A 16,825-nucleotide genomic window follows, 5' to 3' on the forward strand; every position below is an offset into this window, starting at 1 on the left:
GTGCTTATTCTCGATCGGTACGATTCCACGTGGTTTGTTTTTTCTCAACAAAGCCGCGATAAACACCGAATTTTGATAACACGTACAAAGGAAGATGCAGCAATTCGTTAGGCGATAATATCTGCCGGCCTGCCAATAACCACGAGAAAAAGATACAACTCATCACCGCAACAACCAGCAGCACCACCAAACTCAACACCAAACTTAGGTTGGCAAAGATATTCATCACTGCAAAAAATAAAAATACAACGACAGTGAACATCAGCAATAAGGACAACGGTGGAATGATGAGGTCGAGAAAAAACAAAAGTAGACTTTTACTTTTGGATTTAGCAGTCGCTTTTAATAAAGGGCCAGCGAACTTTTGGATCATACCCATATGACCGTGCTCCCAACGCTCACGTTGTTTTTCTAACGCGGCTTGAGTAACCGGTAAATCACTTAAAATTGCCGGCTGATCATCGTAAAGCGCACCCTTACCTTGGCCTGCCAATTCAATGCCGAGCTTCATGTCTTCAACGATCTCTCCCGAGGCCAGAGGAACCGAGGTGATGTCTTGCCACAAAAACGCCATCCCAGAACCCAGCAATGGAATAGGTGCACCAAGAAAACTCAAACCTTTTGTACGAATTCGGTTTTTGATGAGTACGGCAAATTCGGACACTTTTGTTTTGATGGTCGCACCATCTGGACTTTGCAATAAGTACCGGGATTGAACCGGGCGTTGGTATTGAATGGCCGCCGCTTTTAATCGCTGAATGGTACCGGGAATGGCTTCGCAATCGGCGTCGACAATAATGACGACTTCGGGAGGATTCGATTTTAGCTGCTCCAAACCGTGAGCCAAGGCAAAGCCTTTGCCACGATTTTCGGCATCTTGGCGCTCGCTAACCTGGCAACCGCTGGCGCGTACAAGATCGGCGGTCGTGTCATTGCAATTATCGGCAACGACCAAAATTTCATCGTGATCACCGAGTTCTGGCTTTAGCGATTCTAACGTGCTCTCAATCACTAATTCTTCGTTGTGTGCCGGAATTAATATAACGCACCGAGCCTCGGGGGTGTCGGATTCTTCAATCGGGGTGACGTTGGGCGCTCGATAAAACAGAGAACAAACACACTCAACAACAAACAATGACAATGGAATTGCGACTGCGATAAATAAAATCCAACAGATTAATTCCAGCATAATTACGACTCCAACGCTTTAATGGCATTGAGTAATTTTTCGGCTTCTTGAACACTGTCGTGCTCATTGCTGACTCGCTGATATCCGTATTCTCCTAATGCATTCAGCTCCTCAGGCGTTAACTGAATAATTTTTTCGATTTCATCAGCAATGGCCATGTCGTCACCGGCAGGTATTAACCAGCCAGATTTTTCATCAATGAGTTCAGGAATTCCAGCAATATAGGTGCTTAATACCGGACGTTTACGCGCTAGGGATTCCATAATAGAAACTGGAAGACCTTCGGCAAAACTCGGCAACAGCAACGCCGTGCAATCGTCTAACGCCTCCACAATTTGCGCGGTTGAACACCAGCCCAACAAAGCAATATTATTTTCTAAACCGTTTGCCTTGATGAAGCGCTCGATTTCTCCTCTCAGCTCTCCGTCTCCGATAAGGGATAAATGCACATCGACGTTGCGTTGTTTTAGCAGAGCAATCGCTTGTACTAACAGCATTTGACCTTTTTGTTCGCTCAAACGGCCAATGTTAATAAAGTGGTTCGCTTTGGTAATAGGTTTGTGTTCTTTTGCGAGTAACTGATCATCGACGGCGCAATGGACAATGGTAATTTTTTTCCAATGATCAAAGCTGCACCAACGCATTAATTGGCTTCGACAATAAGATGTAATAGCAACCACAAACGAGGCGTGCTGTATTTTCTTGCCTAACGAAATCTGAATGGGCTTATCGAACTCTTCTGGCCCATGAACAGTAAAGCTGTAATTAGGGCCACCAAGGATTTTGCACAATAAAACAACAGAGGTTGAGTTGGTGCCGAAATGAGCGTGGATATGGTCAACCTGTTGTTCATTGCAAATTCTCAGCAATTCACAGGCTTCCAACAAATAAATTAAATTATAGAAGTATCGGTTTTGGTCGTTAAAAGCCAATTGAAAGGCAACACCGATCGCCTTAATAAAATTGAGCGGTGTACTCAGGAATTGCTTAAAACCTGACTTTAACAATCCCTTTTTATTACCCAGTGCAATACAACGTGTTTTCGTCAGCTCCTGCTTATCGGTTTCATCCACAAGCTCTTCTGGAGAATTGCGAGCAGCAACTCGAATCACTTTAGCACCGAGCGATTCTAGACCGAGTATTTCTCTGCGGATAAAGGTATGGCTGACTTTGGGGTATTGGTTTACAAAATAACAAATATTCACGGGCCGGTACTCTTATCCAGTCTGAAATTAATCCATTAATCTAAAGATATTCTGCTCAACTCAGAATACCCTACGTCTCAATCATCACAACGAAAACAACAGAAAGTGTAGGAAGGCATTGGCGAGATCGCACGTATCACCAGAGGTAAGTATTGTTGCAATACTTGTTGAGCTTCGACGTTCCGCGCAAGCGATGCTTTTATAACACGCATCAAAGGCGGGTTAAAGTCGTCGAAAATGATTCCAAATCAACGCTTTGTTGAGCATTTCTATGAAAGCCTGCATTTACAGCACACTGGAATAAAAAGTGAGGAGTACAACGAATTTAAAAGAATGTAAATATTGGCAAAGTCATGGCCCAATCACAGCCACGCACCAAATTTGATCCATATATTGGGGCAACTAAGAAAGAAATTAGAGAGACAGGATTTAGAAAAACGGGATTTAGAAATTGTTTAGGAGTGACTTGAGTGATAAAAACAAAAAAGCCTACAGAATAATTCTATAGGCTTTTGCAGTTCAGTAGTCCCGCCTGCTTACAGCAAGGGGTTTAAACCAGAGATTTCAGCAATTAGTTATTGCTGCTTTCTGGTTGTTCTACAGCTGGCACATCAGATTCAATAGCGGGAACGTCATCAACCGCTGAATCAGCTTCGCTGCTCAACGCAGGGATATCAGAATCAGTACCAGCTTCACTGGATTCAATGGTAGGAATATCAGACTCTTCTAAAGCCGGGGCTGACTCATTGATCAATCCCGGATTAAATTCTTCTACTGCGCTGTTTTGCTTCGCTAAGTAGGTCAAACCGAACGCTAACACGAAAAATACTGCAGCTAACCAGCCTGTTACTTTGGAGAAGAAATTACCTCCACCCTGGCTTCCGAATACAGTTTGCGAAGCACCGCCACCAAATGACGCACCAGCTTCAGCACCTTTACCTTGCTGTAACATGATAAGCCCGATAATCGCAAAGGAAACAAGCAAGTAGGCAATAATAATTAATGTTTGCATAAGTATCTCGTCGCAATGTGTTGCGAATTTAAATCGTTAACGGCATCTACATGTGCGAGCCGTTTTGTCCAATTCTCTTAAAAAGATGAAGCTATTGCTGAGAAGTCTTGCGCAACCAGCGAAGCACCACCAACTAAAGCGCCATCAATGTCGTGTTGACTGAACAACTGAGCAGCATTGTCAGCCTTAACGCTACCACCATACAACAATGTCATATTCTGACCGGAGCCTGCGAGCTGTTCACGCATCTTCTGATGCACTTCTTGCGCTTGCTCTGGTGTGGCGGTTAAACCAGTACCAATTGCCCAAATAGGTTCGTAGGCAATAACAGTCTTTTCTAACTGTTCGGTACTCAATGTTGAAATCAACACGTCCAACTGACGACGAATGACGGAGAAAGTTTCCCCATCATTGCGTTGTTTTTCTGTCTCTCCTACGCATGCGATAGGAGTTATTCCAGCATTGATCGCAGCAATACACTTCTGCGCAATCAATGAGTCGCTTTCTTGCTGATACTCACGACGTTCTGAATGGCCAACAATAACATATTGGCATCCTAACTCTGTAATCATCGATGCTGAAATATCGCCCGTGTAGGCACCCGATGCATGAGCACTCAAGTCTTGCGCGCCCAGAACCAAACTGGAATCTGCAATCAAGGATTGAACTTGGCCAAGATAAACACTCGGTGGACACAAAACTACTGTCACACTGTCTGACCATTGGCAATCTGTTAAAGCCGTTACGAGCGCTTGATTACTCGCACCCGACCCGTTCATTTTCCAGTTGCCAACAACGAGTGATCCACGCATATTCAATTCCTTATCGATGTTCTAGATCGAAATCTTATGATCTTGTGGGCCCACTTCGAGCGGGCGCCAATGTTATATGAGAAGACTGGAAGTTACAATCGCCCTTTCAAGCTTTAGCGACTTCTGCCAACACACCGGTTTTACGGCGATTCATGAGGTGTTTATGTCCAACCAAAGAGGTTTCGCCTCTGGAGGCAGAACAAACATTCACCTCTAACTCAGCTCTTTTTCAACCACGCTCGCCAAACGTTGAGCAACTTCACGAACCAGCACCTGGTTTTCGCCTTCAACCATCACCCGAATGAGCGGCTCTGTTCCAGACGGTCGCAGCAATACCCTACCGGCTTCTTGAAGCTCGTTTTCGGCTTCAATCAGCGCTTGTTTTACGGCTTCACTTTGATTGAGCTTTTCTCGTGCAGGTGTTCTGACATTGATCATCGTTTGCGGGAATTTGGTCATTCCCATTTTTGCCTGTTGAAGTGTCATTCCGTCATTCACCAAAGCCTTCAAGACTTGAAGTGCCGCGATGATGCCGTCACCGGTGGTGGTTACATCACTGCAAATTAAGTGACCGGAAGATTCGCCGCCGAGCGGCCAAGCGTTTTGATTCATGGCTTCAAGCACGTAACGATCGCCAACTTTAGCTCGAACCAAAGGAATGTCTCTCTGCTTTAACGCAACTTCTAAACCTAAATTGCTCATTTGCGTGCCGACAACACCAGGACAGGATTTCTGCGCCGCCTGTCTGTGTGCAGCAATGATGAAAAGCAGCTCGTCGCCATCGACCAACTCGCCTTTATGATCAACCATGAGCACGCGATCACCATCGCCATCGAGAGCAATCCCTAAATCTGCATTGCGGCTGATGACTTCCGCCTGCAAGCGTTCCGGGTGAGTGGAGCCACATTCAGCGTTGATGTTTAATCCGTCTGGATCAACGGCAAGAGAAACAACCTTGGCGCCGAGTTCGGTGAATACTTTTGGAGCGATGTGATAGGTCGCACCATTGGCACAATCCAACACGATCTGCATCCCAGTCAGACTGAACCCCCAAGGTACGGTACTTTTACAAAATTCAATATAACGGCCGGCAGCATCATTGACGCGATGCGCCTTCCCCAACCCCTGAGAGGTCACCATCGATTCATCGAGCTTAGCCTCGATGGCTTTTTCTATTTCGTCATCCAGCTTCGTACCCTGACCACTGAAAAATTTGATTCCGTTGTCGTAAAACGGATTGTGGGACGCACTAATAACAATGCCCGCTTGGGCTTGAAGCGTTCGGGTTAAATACGCAATTGCTGGGGTTGGCATAGGGCCTAATAACCCAACATCAATTCCCGCACTGATCAATCCAGCCTGTAACGCTGATTCAAACATATACCCAGAAATTCGGGTGTCTTTTCCAATCAATATCTGACGCGAACCACCTGTTTTGGCACTTTGCTCAACAAGCACTTGGCCCGCAGCCCATCCTAGCCTCAATACAAATTCTGGAGTGATAGCTCCCTCACCAACACGACCACGTATTCCATCGGTACCGAAGTATTTTCTAGACATATTTATTAATTGCTTTTTCTTGTAGGCGAATGATTTACTTGCGATTTTAGAGATAAAACGAATCTTTTGGTTTTATCTCATAGTGAAATGCATACACATAATTTACGAATTGAGAACTGGCTAGAATAGAGGGCTCTGTATCGATTAGCACGTTAAGCGACTTAACTAACCTCTGATTAAACAACGAGACAGAGCCTACACCGTCATAACTCCGCAGAGTCCATTTATTTCATGGGCGAATATTAACACAGTCTAATTCCGAAAAAAAAAGACTTCCCTAGTAACTCTTAATCAATTAAAGCGCCTTTTCTACGGCTGAAAACATTTTCACTGCATCCACAGTTTCGCCAACATCGTGAACTCTCAGGAATTTAGCGCCTTTATTAAGCGCTTGAATGGCAAGGGACAGGCCGCCCACCAAGCGATCTTCAACGGGTTTATTGAGCACCTGACCAATCATGGATTTTCGAGACACGCCCACCAAATTTAAATAAGGCAATTGAGTAAATTCAGATAAATGTTTCATTAAGCTCAAATTGTGATTCAGGGTTTTACCAAAACCAAAACCCAAATCCAAAATTATATGCTTGGATTCAATTCCTGCGAGTTTGCATTGCTCAGCTCGCTGCAAAAGAAACGACCGAACCTCACTAACAATATCGGTATATTCAGGCGCTTTTTGCATTGTTGATGGCTCGCCTTGCATATGCATCAGCACTACTGGAACCTTCAATTCTGCAGCCGTCGTCACAGCATTTTCTCTTTGCAATGCACGAATATCGTTGATGATTCCAGCCCCAGCATTTACCGATTGTTTCATCACTTCTGGAGAACTGGTATCGACCGAGATAACGACATCAAAACGTTTTCGAATTAAATTAACGGCCGTAACAACACGATCTAATTCCTCATCAAGCTCAACTACCGATGCGCCAGGGCGCGTGGATTCACCGCCGATATCCAATATATCAGCGCCTTCAGATAACATTTGCTCAACACGCCTCAACAGTACCACTTCGTCAATTTTCCCATTTCGAAACAGTTGTCCACCGTCGAAAAAAGAATCAGGCGTAATATTGAGAATTCCCATGACATTGGGTTTTGATAGATCGAGACTTAAGCCGTTACAGGTAAGCGTTTGATTAGACATAGGGTTGTTATCGAAGAGTTTTTCTTGCAGGGGATAATGAATAAAGCTTTCAGCCGTTTATAAAACAAAAAAATCGACAACCTTGGTTAAAGTTGTCGATTTTTATTTATGTATCAGAGTCGATACTTAGAAGATTAAACGTCTTTAGCTGGGCCACCGATGGAATCAGAACCAGATTTACCATCGTCAGACGCTTCATCGTCTTTAATATGATTGTTAAAACCGCCACCGTCATGGAAATCTCTTGGTGGGCGCATTTTTTTGCGTGCCATTAAATCATCCACTTGTTCAGCATCAATGGTTTCGTACTCCATTAACGCGTCTTTCATGGCCTCAAGAATGTCGCGATTTTCAGTCAATAACTCTTCAGCACGCTTATAGCAACGATCAATAATTTCACGAACTTCTTCATCGATTGTTCTGCTGGTTTCACCAGAATAATTCGGGTTTCCAGCACCCGGCATACCGCTTTCATCTTCGCCGTAATGAAGAGGACCCAACTTCTCAGACAAGCCCCACTTAGTCACCATATTGCGTGCGAGATCAGTAGCACGCTCAATATCGTTGGAAGCGCCTGTGGTGACACCTTCAAAACCCAGTGTCATCTCTTCGGCAATACGACCACCAAACAGAGAACAAAGCTGACTTTCGATAGCGCGTTTGCTGTAGCTGTACTTATCGCCTTCTGGCAAGAACTGAGTCACACCAAGCGCTCGACCGCGAGGAATGATCGTAACTTTGTGCACTGGATCGTGCTCTGGAACCAAACGACCAACGATCGCATGGCCCGCTTCGTGATAAGCCGTGTTTTCTTTTTCTTTCTCGCTCATCACCATGGTCTTGCGCTCTGCACCCATCATGATTTTATCGCGAGCTTTTTCGAACTCTTCCATAGTTACAACGCGCTTGTTAGCACGCGCTGCAAACAGAGCTGCTTCGTTAACTAGGTTGGCAAGGTCAGCGCCAGAAAAACCAGGGGTACCGCGTGCAACCACACTTGCCTGAACACTTTCATCAATAGGCACTTTGCGCATGTGAACTTTCAGTACTTGTTCACGGCCGCGAATGTCTGGCAATCCAACAAATACCTGACGGTCAAAACGTCCCGGACGCAACAAGGCTTTATCAAGAACATCTGGGCGGTTAGTGGCTGCGATAACGATAACGCCTTCACTGCCTTCAAAACCATCCATCTCAACCAACAATTGGTTCAACGTTTGCTCACGCTCGTCGTGACCACCGCCGTGACCGCCGCCACGATGACGACCGACCGCATCGATCTCATCAATAAAGATGATACAAGGCGCTTGTTTTTTGGCCTGATCGAACATGTCTCGAACACGAGAAGCACCAACACCGACGAACATCTCGACGAAGTCAGAACCTGAAATGGAGAAGAATGGTACTTTCGCTTCACCAGCAATCGCTTTTGCCAGCAAGGTTTTACCGGTACCCGGAGGACCCGCCATCAACACGCCGCGAGGAATCATACCGCCCAAGCGCTGGAAGCGAGATGGGTCACGTAAGAATTCAACCAATTCTTGAACGTCTTCTTTTGCTTCATCAACACCTGCAACGTCGGCAAATGTTGTTTTAATTTGGTCTTCACCTAATAGACGAGCTTTACTTTTACCAAAGCTCATTGGGCTGCCGCGGCCGCCAGCGCCGCCTTGCATTTGGCGCATGAAGAACATGAATACAGCGATAATAATTAGGATCGGGAAACTAGCGACTAAAAGCTGTTGTAGAAGGCTAGGTGATTCTGGTTCACGACCTTTTACGATGACATCATGAGTGAGTAAGTCATCCATCAGTTGATCGTCGAGCACAGCGGGTCTAACAACCTTAAACGGCTCACCGTTAACGCGCTCACCAATGATTATTGCACCATCAAAAGTAACTGATCGGACGCGATCAGCGTTCACTTCTGCCACAAACTGCGAATAATCAACCTCAGTTGGTCCAGTCGTGTCATTGAAACTGTTGAAAGTGATCAATAGGACGGCCGCAATTACCAGCCACAAAATCAGATTTTTCGCCATATCGTTCAAAGATTCACCCTCATAAATAGATTAGCTAGCCTCACTGTATGAGGTTCCAGATGAGCCTAATCGCTTTAACGCGCAAGATTATAAGCATGGCATAACAACAGGTTACTATGCCAGCCATTTGCCTCTAGTTTTTGCAACAAAAAGCTATAAGAGACAAGAAAAGCACACTAAAGACACGTGAAATCGTGCAATATAAAAACTACTAATTGAGCAATTACGCATCAACAAATGCGCAACGCCGTTTTAACTATCTTATCTATCCATACCGACAGTCGATTTAATCAAAAATTTCACCGGAGGCGGTACAACAGAACACACATTTAGTGCAGGTTTTAACTATTTTTGAAATTTAAGGCGACTGAATTATTAACCCAGTTACTTGAGGCCTTTACCAACCAAGTAACATTCACGTGAGCGTGCGCGGGAAGAATCAGGTTTGCGAGTACTTACAGACTTAAAGGTATCACGCACTTGTTTCAAGTAGCTGTCAAAGCCTTCACCCTGAAACACCTTTGCAACAAAACTCCCATTTGGCTTGAGCACGCTGACGGCCATATCTAAGGCCAGTTCAACCAAATGCATTGCTCTTGGTTGATCAATTTCAGACATACCACTCATATTGGGGGCCATATCTGAAATTACAAGATCCACACCTTGATGGCCGTACTCACCCATTTTGGCGATCAATTCATCGTACACAGACTGCTCAGTAAAATCACCCTGAACAAATTCAACCCCAGCTATGGAATCCATAGGCAAAATATCGGAAGCGAATACCACTCCGTGATCGCCGACATTCTCAACCGCAACCTGAGACCAACCACCCGGCGCTGCCCCCAAATCCAAAACACACATGCCCGGTTTGATCAGCTTATCTTTCTTCTGAATCTCGATCAGTTTGTAGCTGGCTCTGGATCGATAACCGTCGTTTTTTGACTGTTTGACGAACTGATCACCAAAATGCTCATTCAACCACTGATTACTACTTTTTGATCGGGACATAAATTAGATACCGCTACTGACGCCTAGGGTTTAAAGACTGAATTACGTTCATTTAGCACCCATCCAAGCAATTGAGAAAAAATTATGGAGTTGCTCGGATTTCATTGGGCCAGAATGAAATTTCTGCAATTATACGTGTGATTCTGTAAATATCGTCAATAAGTATGCGTTTGCCTCGACTTCACTTAGCCATAAAAATCTGGCTTGCCTTATTCTTAAGCACAACGGTTGTTGTGATTGGCATGATCGCCTGGATGCGATACAGCTTTGATCGAGATTTCAAAGGTCATATCAATCGAGTGGCCAAGGAACAGGTTGAATACCTCGCACCAAAGCTACAACAGCTGTACGCAACGGATGGCGACTTTTCTCGTCTTACCGACAACCCACGCCAATGGAATCGGTTGGAGAGAGGATCGTGGTTGAAGGCCTTCGGAATTGCGCAAGACAACGACAATGAAGACCAATCGTCGCAATTTCGTCGCAACCGTGATGACAAACCCCACAGAAGGCCTCACTTTAAAAATCGCCCGATTAGAACTCCAACTAATTTAGTGCTGGCTAATGAACTCAAAGAACCTTTGATTGGCATAGTCACGCCAGACAATCCCGTGCTCAACTGGCGTCCGCTCAATGTCGACGGTGAACTGGTCGGTTACCTGGGCTTTTCGCTTCACCACCACAAAAGCTCCCAGCGCGAACTCAAATTCCTAAAAAAACAATCCAACAATTTTCTGCTTTTTGGGATCATTGCCTTAGTGGTTTCTGGGGCATTCGCTCTGCCGATAGCGGCGCTTCTGGTGAAGCCAATAAAAAGGCTGCAATCGGCAACAGAAAATTTAAGCCAAGGTAATTTTCAAACCCGCGTCGAGGTCTCCGGCCATGACGAACTGGCGCAGCTTGGCCAACACTTCAATCACCTCGCAAAAACCCTGGAAGACAACCAAAAGCAACGTCGACGCTGGGTTGCCGATATTTCGCACGAACTCAGAACACCGGTAACTTTTATTAAAGGCCAAATTGAATCTTTCGTGGATGGAATTCGCCCTGCTGACACGAAAAACCTGTTAGCTCTGGAAAAACAAATCAACCAATTAAATACACTAATCAACGATTTGTATCAGCTGTCTCTTTCAGAGTTGGGTGCATTAAATTACAAAAAGAAAACCCAGTTGATTCACCCAATTATCGAATCCATTACTCTGGGTGTTGAAGCGGCGTACCGAGAAAAAGCACTGGAATTAAATACAACCATTTCTTTACCTGAAAACTACCAGCTCCTCGTTGATTCTGATCGCCTTGAACAACTGCTTCTTAATTTACTCACCAACAGTTTACGCTACACAGACGCACCCGGATTAGTCACTCTAACCTGCTCACACGAAAATGATAATCTAAAAATAGTCATTGAAGATACCAAGCCAGGCGTGGCAGAACAGGATTTACCGCAATTGTTCGACACACTGTATCGCTCAGAAAGTTCTCGCAATCGAGATTATGGCGGTGCCGGCATTGGCCTTGCCATCTGTAAAAACATTATTAATGCTCATCACGGAAGCATAGGAGCAGAACTTTCCAAGTTAGGCGGATTAAAAATAACGTGTCTAATACCCTCCAAGAGCCAAAGTCATGGATAACGCTACAGAACCTAAAAATTTGTTGATTGTTGAAGATGAACCGACGCTGTCGGAATTACTTCAGGATTACTTTCGAGCATCGAATTATCAAACGCATATTATCGCGAGAGGTGATGAGGTTATAGCTTGGCTTGAGGAAAATAAAACCGACGCCATTATCTTAGATTTAATGTTGCCAGGGTTAGACGGGTTAGAAGTGTGCAAATTAATTCGTCAACGTTGGAATATTCCCATTTTAATCACTACCGCGAAAGTCGAGGAAATTGATCGACTCTTGGGATTGGAACTAGGCGCGGATGATTATATTTGTAAACCTTACAGCCCAAGAGAAGTCGTCGCCAGGGTAAAAACCGTTTTACGACGCGTACAATCATCAACGCAGGAAATCGAACTAACAATCCCTATAGAGCTGCGACCGCAAAAATGCCAAGTCGTTATCTGCGGCAAAACCATCGATTTAACCGCAACCGAAACCGCACTGTTGGAATTATTAATGAGTGAACCGGGGAGAATTTTTTCCAGAAATTTAATTATGGATAGAATTTACAAAGACTACCGAATCGTCAGTGAACGCACCATTGACAGTCACATCAAAAAACTGAGAAAGAAGTTAAACCAAGATTCAGACCAGCAGGAAATTATTCATTCAGTTTATGGCGTAGGTTATAAATACGAGCCCAACTAAAAAAGGCGACTTAACGTCGCCTTTTTTATGATAAATAAGTAGTACTTATTTATTTGGTTTCGCTAGAACCATTTCAATCTCAACCAGCATACCAGGACCACCGGCTAATCCAGCAATTTGGATTGCAGAACGCGCAGGCAAATTAGGTTGCTCTTCTGTACCAAAGAACTGAGTGTATGCTTTCATAAAACCTTTAAAGTCCATTTTTCCATCCATGGCAGGATCGCCAACAAGAAAAACAGTTAATTTAACGGCGTCTTTAAAGCCAACACCCAAATCTTTAAAAGAAGCTTCGAACTTCTCGAATACACTCATCGCTTGAGTATAAGTATCGCCGTAATATTCTCTGCTGCCTCTTTCGGCTTTCGTATTAAAAGGCTTAGGTACTTGGCCACTGTGGTAAATCAATGTGGTCTCTGGTGGAACTTCTACTGCTCGAGCAATTGGAAAGGTACTGTTATTAGGTAATGGATAACGGGTCACCTCAGCCCAACTAAATTGAGCCAAAAACAGTAAGGCAGCAGATAGGAAAAAACCTTTTTTCATTATAATTCCTCGTTAGAGTGTAGATAAATAAGCAACAATATCGTCGATATCACTGTCGGAGTTCAAACTGGTAATTGCCGCAGCCATAGTAGCGCCACGGGCGTCGTCACTGACCTTGCCACGCAATCCATTTTTAAAATTCAGTAATTGTTGTTTGATGTACCAATCCCCTTGCACCAGCAACGGCGGCGCAGACAATACTTCATTCCCTTGCGCATCAGCACCATGACAGGCAGCGCAAGTCGCGTAAAGTTCTTTCCCCTTCGCAGAATCACCTTTTACGATTTGAGTATGTTTATTGGATTTTGGCAATGCTTCAATAAATTTCGACACCTTCGAAATTTCTTTTTCGCTTAAGCTTTCTGCAACTGGGTACATTTCAGATCCAGGATAATCTTCTGGATGCTTGCCTCGCCATTCGTTTCGAAATCCAATTAACTGATTTTCAATGTACCAAGCAGGCAGTGTTGCAAGTGTCGGTGCTTTAGTCACTTCATTACCACGCAATTGAGCACCGTGACAAACCGTGCACACTCGATATTTTTCAGGAACATCTTTAAAGGGCTCTGCTTTAGCTAAGCTAACCCAACTGGTAACAATAATACTGACAACAACAAAAATACTATTTTTCACGGCTCGCTCCTTAAGCATTTTTCTCAGTAACCATATGACTGAATTGATTCATTGCGTTGTGAGCCGAAGCCAATGCCGCTTCTTGCCATCCTGAGTGCCGCGAAACCTGATCGCCAATCATAAAGTGACGCCCCTCAGGTTTGTAAAGCCGCGATAAAACTTCGTCTTCTCTGCCTTCTGGCAAACCTGCACTGCATCCCATCATATGATTCATTCGCGCCCACATTACACTGGCGCCTGCTTCGATATACGAAGAATAATTTTTATGGATCTTGTCACCTTGAGACGCAGCGTATTTTAAGCGTTCATCCAGTTCCATCGCTTCCAATGGTAACGCTCTGTCAGTATCCCAACCGTAAGCGCCCAACATAATACCTTTTTCAGTGTGAATATCGTGGGATGGGTACCACAATTGGCTGATATTTTGGTTGGTGTAACTGATGCCACCGTAAATGCCTTCCTCTTCCCAAAAACGCTTTTTCATTTGAAAAGCCACTTTGAAAAGGTGGCCGCGCTCCATACTTGCTAAGGCATCTGTGTAAGGCTTCGATAAGTTGTTTTCTATACCTGACATAAAGTATGCAGGGATATTGTTAAAGCAGTAATCTGACTTAATGGTTTTGATTTTACCTTTGTTTAAGTAGGTTACCGTTACACCGTCGTCTAACACTTCTATCGATTGAACTTGGGACTGCAAATAAATAGGCGATTTAATATTTCTAGCAAAACCTGCCACAATTCGATCCATGCCACCGATCGGCTCCATCACCGGCGCCGCCCAGTCGTAGTGCTCACTGGCAAAAACGGCTGACCACCAAGTGTTGGATTTCAGCATCTCTTTAAAATTTAAAGTATCAGTCGGCGTGCTGTGGTCTAACATTCTTTCAGTTTTTGAGCCTGCACGAGTCGTTCCTTCGTAAACGCCATTATCTTTTAAATCGCCGAAGAATTTAGAAAACGCCATCAAACGCTCTTGATCGTCTTTCGAAAGCTCTTGATCAAATGCATCCGCTTTCACACCTTTTTGGACAAGCTCCGATAAAAAACCGCGAGTATCAGAAATAACTTGGCCGATACGAATCGGCTTGCCACCAAAAGCGTTTGTGTCGTGGCAGTACGCTAAGCGGCTTTCGTTAGCGCGTACATGTAAAGGCACACCGAGGGTTTTACAGTATCCCAATAGGCGACGGTGGTGACCAGGGATTCGCGCAGGGCCGGTGTTAAAGTATAAATTTGGGTCTTCATCAAAATTGCAGTAATTCGGACGCCCTAACTCGTCAATGAAATCGCCGTGGCGCAACGTTAAATTGCGTCCACCGATGCGGTGTGATGCTTCTAAAATGGTGCAGTCATAACCCACCCGCTCCAATTCGTACGCGGTACAGAGACCCGCAATACCGCCACCTAAAATAACAATCTTTTTTTGTTTCCCTGATGCGGGTTTAATTGTTAGAGGTTTTCCAGGAGCAGGGGAATCCACCAAACCAAGTGCATGAGCTGTATTGAGAACGGCAGTAGATCCACCGATTGAAGCCATTAAGAGAAGCAACTCTCGCCGAGACAAGTTTTTCATTTTACCGCTACCCATCTTTAATTTATTCATTTCAGAGTCGCGACAGTAGCAAAAAACAGTCCCATCAAAGAATGAATTACACTTTCTAAACACATGCTATTTAGTGAATATTTACGAAATAATACTGATAATCCTACTCACTATAACTGTTAGTTTTTATTGATAAAAAACTGGTATTTACTGCGATTTTCTGACCAATTCAAACAATTAAACAAATAATGAGTTCACAACAGAGTAATAATGAGAAATACGTTCTGTTTTCTTAAAAAGAGTTCCACGTTTTTATTTTTATTTTTTGGCTTTCATTATTTCTACGAATATAAAAGTAAAATCAAAAATAATCGCTGCCAACACTTTTGTGAACCAAATTAACTCTTTATTTATTTATCCACCACTAAATAAAACCAAAATAGGGCAAGTGTATTTTTTCACACATTCTATGGCCGCCACAAAAAATAGGATCTTTAATATTGTGAGAGCCAATCGGGGTGTTTCTAAAGAGTTTTCATCACCGAGCAACAAATCTCTTTAAATCTCTTTAATACGAAGCAGTGAAGAGAGCTTAATTCCAATAATGAAGAAATACGTTAAACAGTATCGCCTAACTCGTTAATAAATATAAAAAAACTGATAACAATAAATATCAATTTTCGTATAAACACCACATTCCACATTGTGTGCATATTTACTCCTCAATTAATTTCCATACTAAAACGATGAATTGATACATCTCATCGAGGAGAGATACCTATGAAAAAAGCCGTAAAAATTGTTATTGCTTCAGTCGCCCTTTTCACCACAGCAACCGCATTAGCAATGGGGCCCAAGTGGCCCATGATGATGCACCACTTTGATGATGAGGTCGCAGAACAAAGGTTAGAAGTTGTGGATGGCTTGGCGCTTTCGGACGAAATTAAAGACGAGCTAAAAACGCTTATATCGTCCCACGACGAACAAATGCAAATTCTGTTTACCGAACATCGGGAGAAAGTGGTCTCGGTTAGAGATGACTTTAAATCCGAAGTCGATGGCTTGCTGAGTGACGATGAAAAAGAGGAATTCCGTCAGGCAATGAGAGCCTTGATGAAACAAAAATTCAAAGAGGCACGCAAACACCGCAAGTCGAGACATCACGAAGACGAGCGTTAATAGGCCCTAGAATCCACAGACCAAACGAGTTCATCTGCCTTCTCTAATCAGCCATCCAATTTGAGCCGTCAAACGTCCCTGAAATATGGGCTTTTGATGGCCCACCCGCAAGTCATCTGCAATCCGCTACTTTGATCATAACCAGTTAACCGGAATGGAAATTGTGTGTTTTCTCCACAATACTTATGCTAGAATCGCGCGCCTTTTGAAGTCGCTCACAAGACAACGCCTATTAAGAATAGAGGCCCGTCTGAGCAAACACCGTCGATTTACACCAAGGAACCTAAATGCCGCTCTCTTCTGATACCAAAAAACAATACCGCGCAATTGGCCACAATCTGAAGCCAATCGTTACCATTGCCGGAAATGGGATCACCGAAGGGGTTTTGGATGAGCTATTTCGCGCGCTACGCGATCACGAGCTGATCAAAATTAAAGTCGCGATCGCCGAGAGAGACGTAAGAAAGTCCGTCACAGGGGACATTGTCGAGCAGACTGGGGCAGAGATTGTTCAAGAAATCGGTAAGACCGTTTTGCTGTTCAAAAAAGCGGGAAAACCCAACCCCAAACTGACCAATTTGCGCTTTTTACCATAACGGATAAAGCAACAGCCATAAAAAA

At 44.0% G+C, this 16,825-nt stretch carries 15 protein-coding genes; 4 read left to right on the forward strand and 11 right to left on the reverse strand.

Annotated elements, in window-relative coordinates; all coding sequences use genetic code 11:
- Window positions 1-4 precede the first annotated feature (4 nt).
- From LU361_RS04020 to rlmE, 8 genes are all read right to left on the reverse strand, one after another.
- Entirely contained in the window at window positions 5-1,189 is a 1,185-nt protein-coding gene (locus LU361_RS04020; RefSeq protein WP_233087045.1) for a glycosyltransferase family 2 protein, read from the reverse strand.
- Window positions 1,190-1,191: 2 nt separating this feature from the next.
- Window positions 1,192-2,394, reverse strand: coding sequence for a glycosyltransferase family 4 protein (locus tag LU361_RS04025; protein WP_233087046.1), 1,203 nt, complete (start codon window positions 2,392-2,394; stop codon window positions 1,192-1,194).
- 571 nt (window positions 2,395-2,965) lie between these two features.
- Window positions 2,966-3,406, reverse strand: coding sequence for a preprotein translocase subunit SecG (gene secG, locus LU361_RS04030; protein WP_233087051.1), 441 nt, complete (start codon window positions 3,404-3,406; stop codon window positions 2,966-2,968).
- Between the two features lie 77 nt (window positions 3,407-3,483).
- Window positions 3,484-4,218 carry a triose-phosphate isomerase gene (tpiA, locus tag LU361_RS04035; protein ID WP_233087052.1) on the reverse strand — a complete coding sequence of 245 codons (735 nt, stop codon included), beginning with the start codon at window positions 4,216-4,218 and terminating at the stop codon, window positions 3,484-3,486.
- 213 nt (window positions 4,219-4,431) lie between these two features.
- Window positions 4,432-5,778 (reverse strand): phosphoglucosamine mutase, encoded by a 1,347-nt coding sequence (gene glmM, locus LU361_RS04040; RefSeq protein WP_233087054.1) that lies wholly within the window; start codon window positions 5,776-5,778, stop codon window positions 4,432-4,434.
- Window positions 5,779-6,073: 295 nt separating this feature from the next.
- Entirely contained in the window at window positions 6,074-6,928 is an 855-nt protein-coding gene (folP, locus tag LU361_RS04045) for a dihydropteroate synthase (RefSeq protein WP_233087056.1), read from the reverse strand.
- Window positions 6,929-7,062: 134 nt separating this feature from the next.
- Window positions 7,063-8,970, reverse strand: coding sequence for an ATP-dependent zinc metalloprotease FtsH (gene ftsH / locus LU361_RS04050; protein WP_233087058.1), 1,908 nt, complete (start codon window positions 8,968-8,970; stop codon window positions 7,063-7,065).
- Window positions 8,971-9,354: 384 nt separating this feature from the next.
- Window positions 9,355-9,981: a 23S rRNA (uridine(2552)-2'-O)-methyltransferase RlmE gene (gene rlmE, locus LU361_RS04055; protein ID WP_233087059.1), complete on the reverse strand. Its 627-nt coding sequence runs from the start codon at window positions 9,979-9,981 to the stop codon at window positions 9,355-9,357.
- Between the two features lie 164 nt (window positions 9,982-10,145).
- Between rlmE and LU361_RS04060 the strand changes: the two genes are divergently transcribed.
- Together LU361_RS04060 and LU361_RS04065 are read left to right on the forward strand one after the other, a co-directional pair.
- Entirely contained in the window at window positions 10,146-11,618 is a 1,473-nt protein-coding gene (locus LU361_RS04060) for an ATP-binding protein (RefSeq protein WP_233087060.1), read from the forward strand.
- Window positions 11,611-12,303, forward strand: a complete 693-nt coding sequence (locus LU361_RS04065) for a response regulator (protein ID WP_233087061.1) — start codon at window positions 11,611-11,613, stop codon at window positions 12,301-12,303. The genes LU361_RS04060 and LU361_RS04065 overlap by 8 nt, the downstream gene beginning before the upstream one ends.
- A 45-nt stretch (window positions 12,304-12,348) precedes the next feature.
- Here the strand turns inward: LU361_RS04065 and LU361_RS04070 are convergent, their stop codons facing one another.
- Genes LU361_RS04070 through LU361_RS04080 form a run of 3 tightly spaced genes read right to left on the reverse strand, consistent with a single transcriptional unit; the run spans window position 12,349 to window position 15,085 of the window.
- Window positions 12,349-12,849, reverse strand: a complete 501-nt coding sequence (locus tag LU361_RS04070; RefSeq protein ID WP_233087063.1) for a RidA family protein — start codon at window positions 12,847-12,849, stop codon at window positions 12,349-12,351.
- A gap of 12 nt (window positions 12,850-12,861) precedes the next feature.
- A complete protein-coding gene (locus LU361_RS04075) occupies window positions 12,862-13,482 on the reverse strand; it encodes a c-type cytochrome (RefSeq protein ID WP_233087065.1) in 621 nt (206 codons plus the stop codon).
- 10 nt (window positions 13,483-13,492) lie between these two features.
- Entirely contained in the window at window positions 13,493-15,085 is a 1,593-nt protein-coding gene (locus LU361_RS04080; RefSeq protein WP_233087067.1) for a flavin monoamine oxidase family protein, read from the reverse strand.
- A 720-nt stretch (window positions 15,086-15,805) separates the two neighbouring features.
- Here LU361_RS04080 and LU361_RS04085 point away from each other — a divergent pair.
- Window positions 15,806-16,204: a hypothetical protein gene (locus tag LU361_RS04085; RefSeq protein ID WP_233087070.1), complete on the forward strand. Its 399-nt coding sequence runs from the start codon at window positions 15,806-15,808 to the stop codon at window positions 16,202-16,204.
- Between the two features lie 287 nt (window positions 16,205-16,491).
- The gene (locus LU361_RS04090) at window positions 16,492-16,800 is read left to right on the forward strand and encodes a YhbY family RNA-binding protein (protein ID WP_233087071.1); all 309 of its coding nucleotides are present in this window, start codon (window positions 16,492-16,494) and stop codon (window positions 16,798-16,800) included.
- Window positions 16,801-16,825: the final 25 nt, after the last annotated feature.

Source organism: Sessilibacter corallicola, from assembly GCF_021290925.1.
Classification (GTDB): Bacteria; Pseudomonadota; Gammaproteobacteria; order Pseudomonadales; family Cellvibrionaceae; genus Sessilibacter; species Sessilibacter corallicola.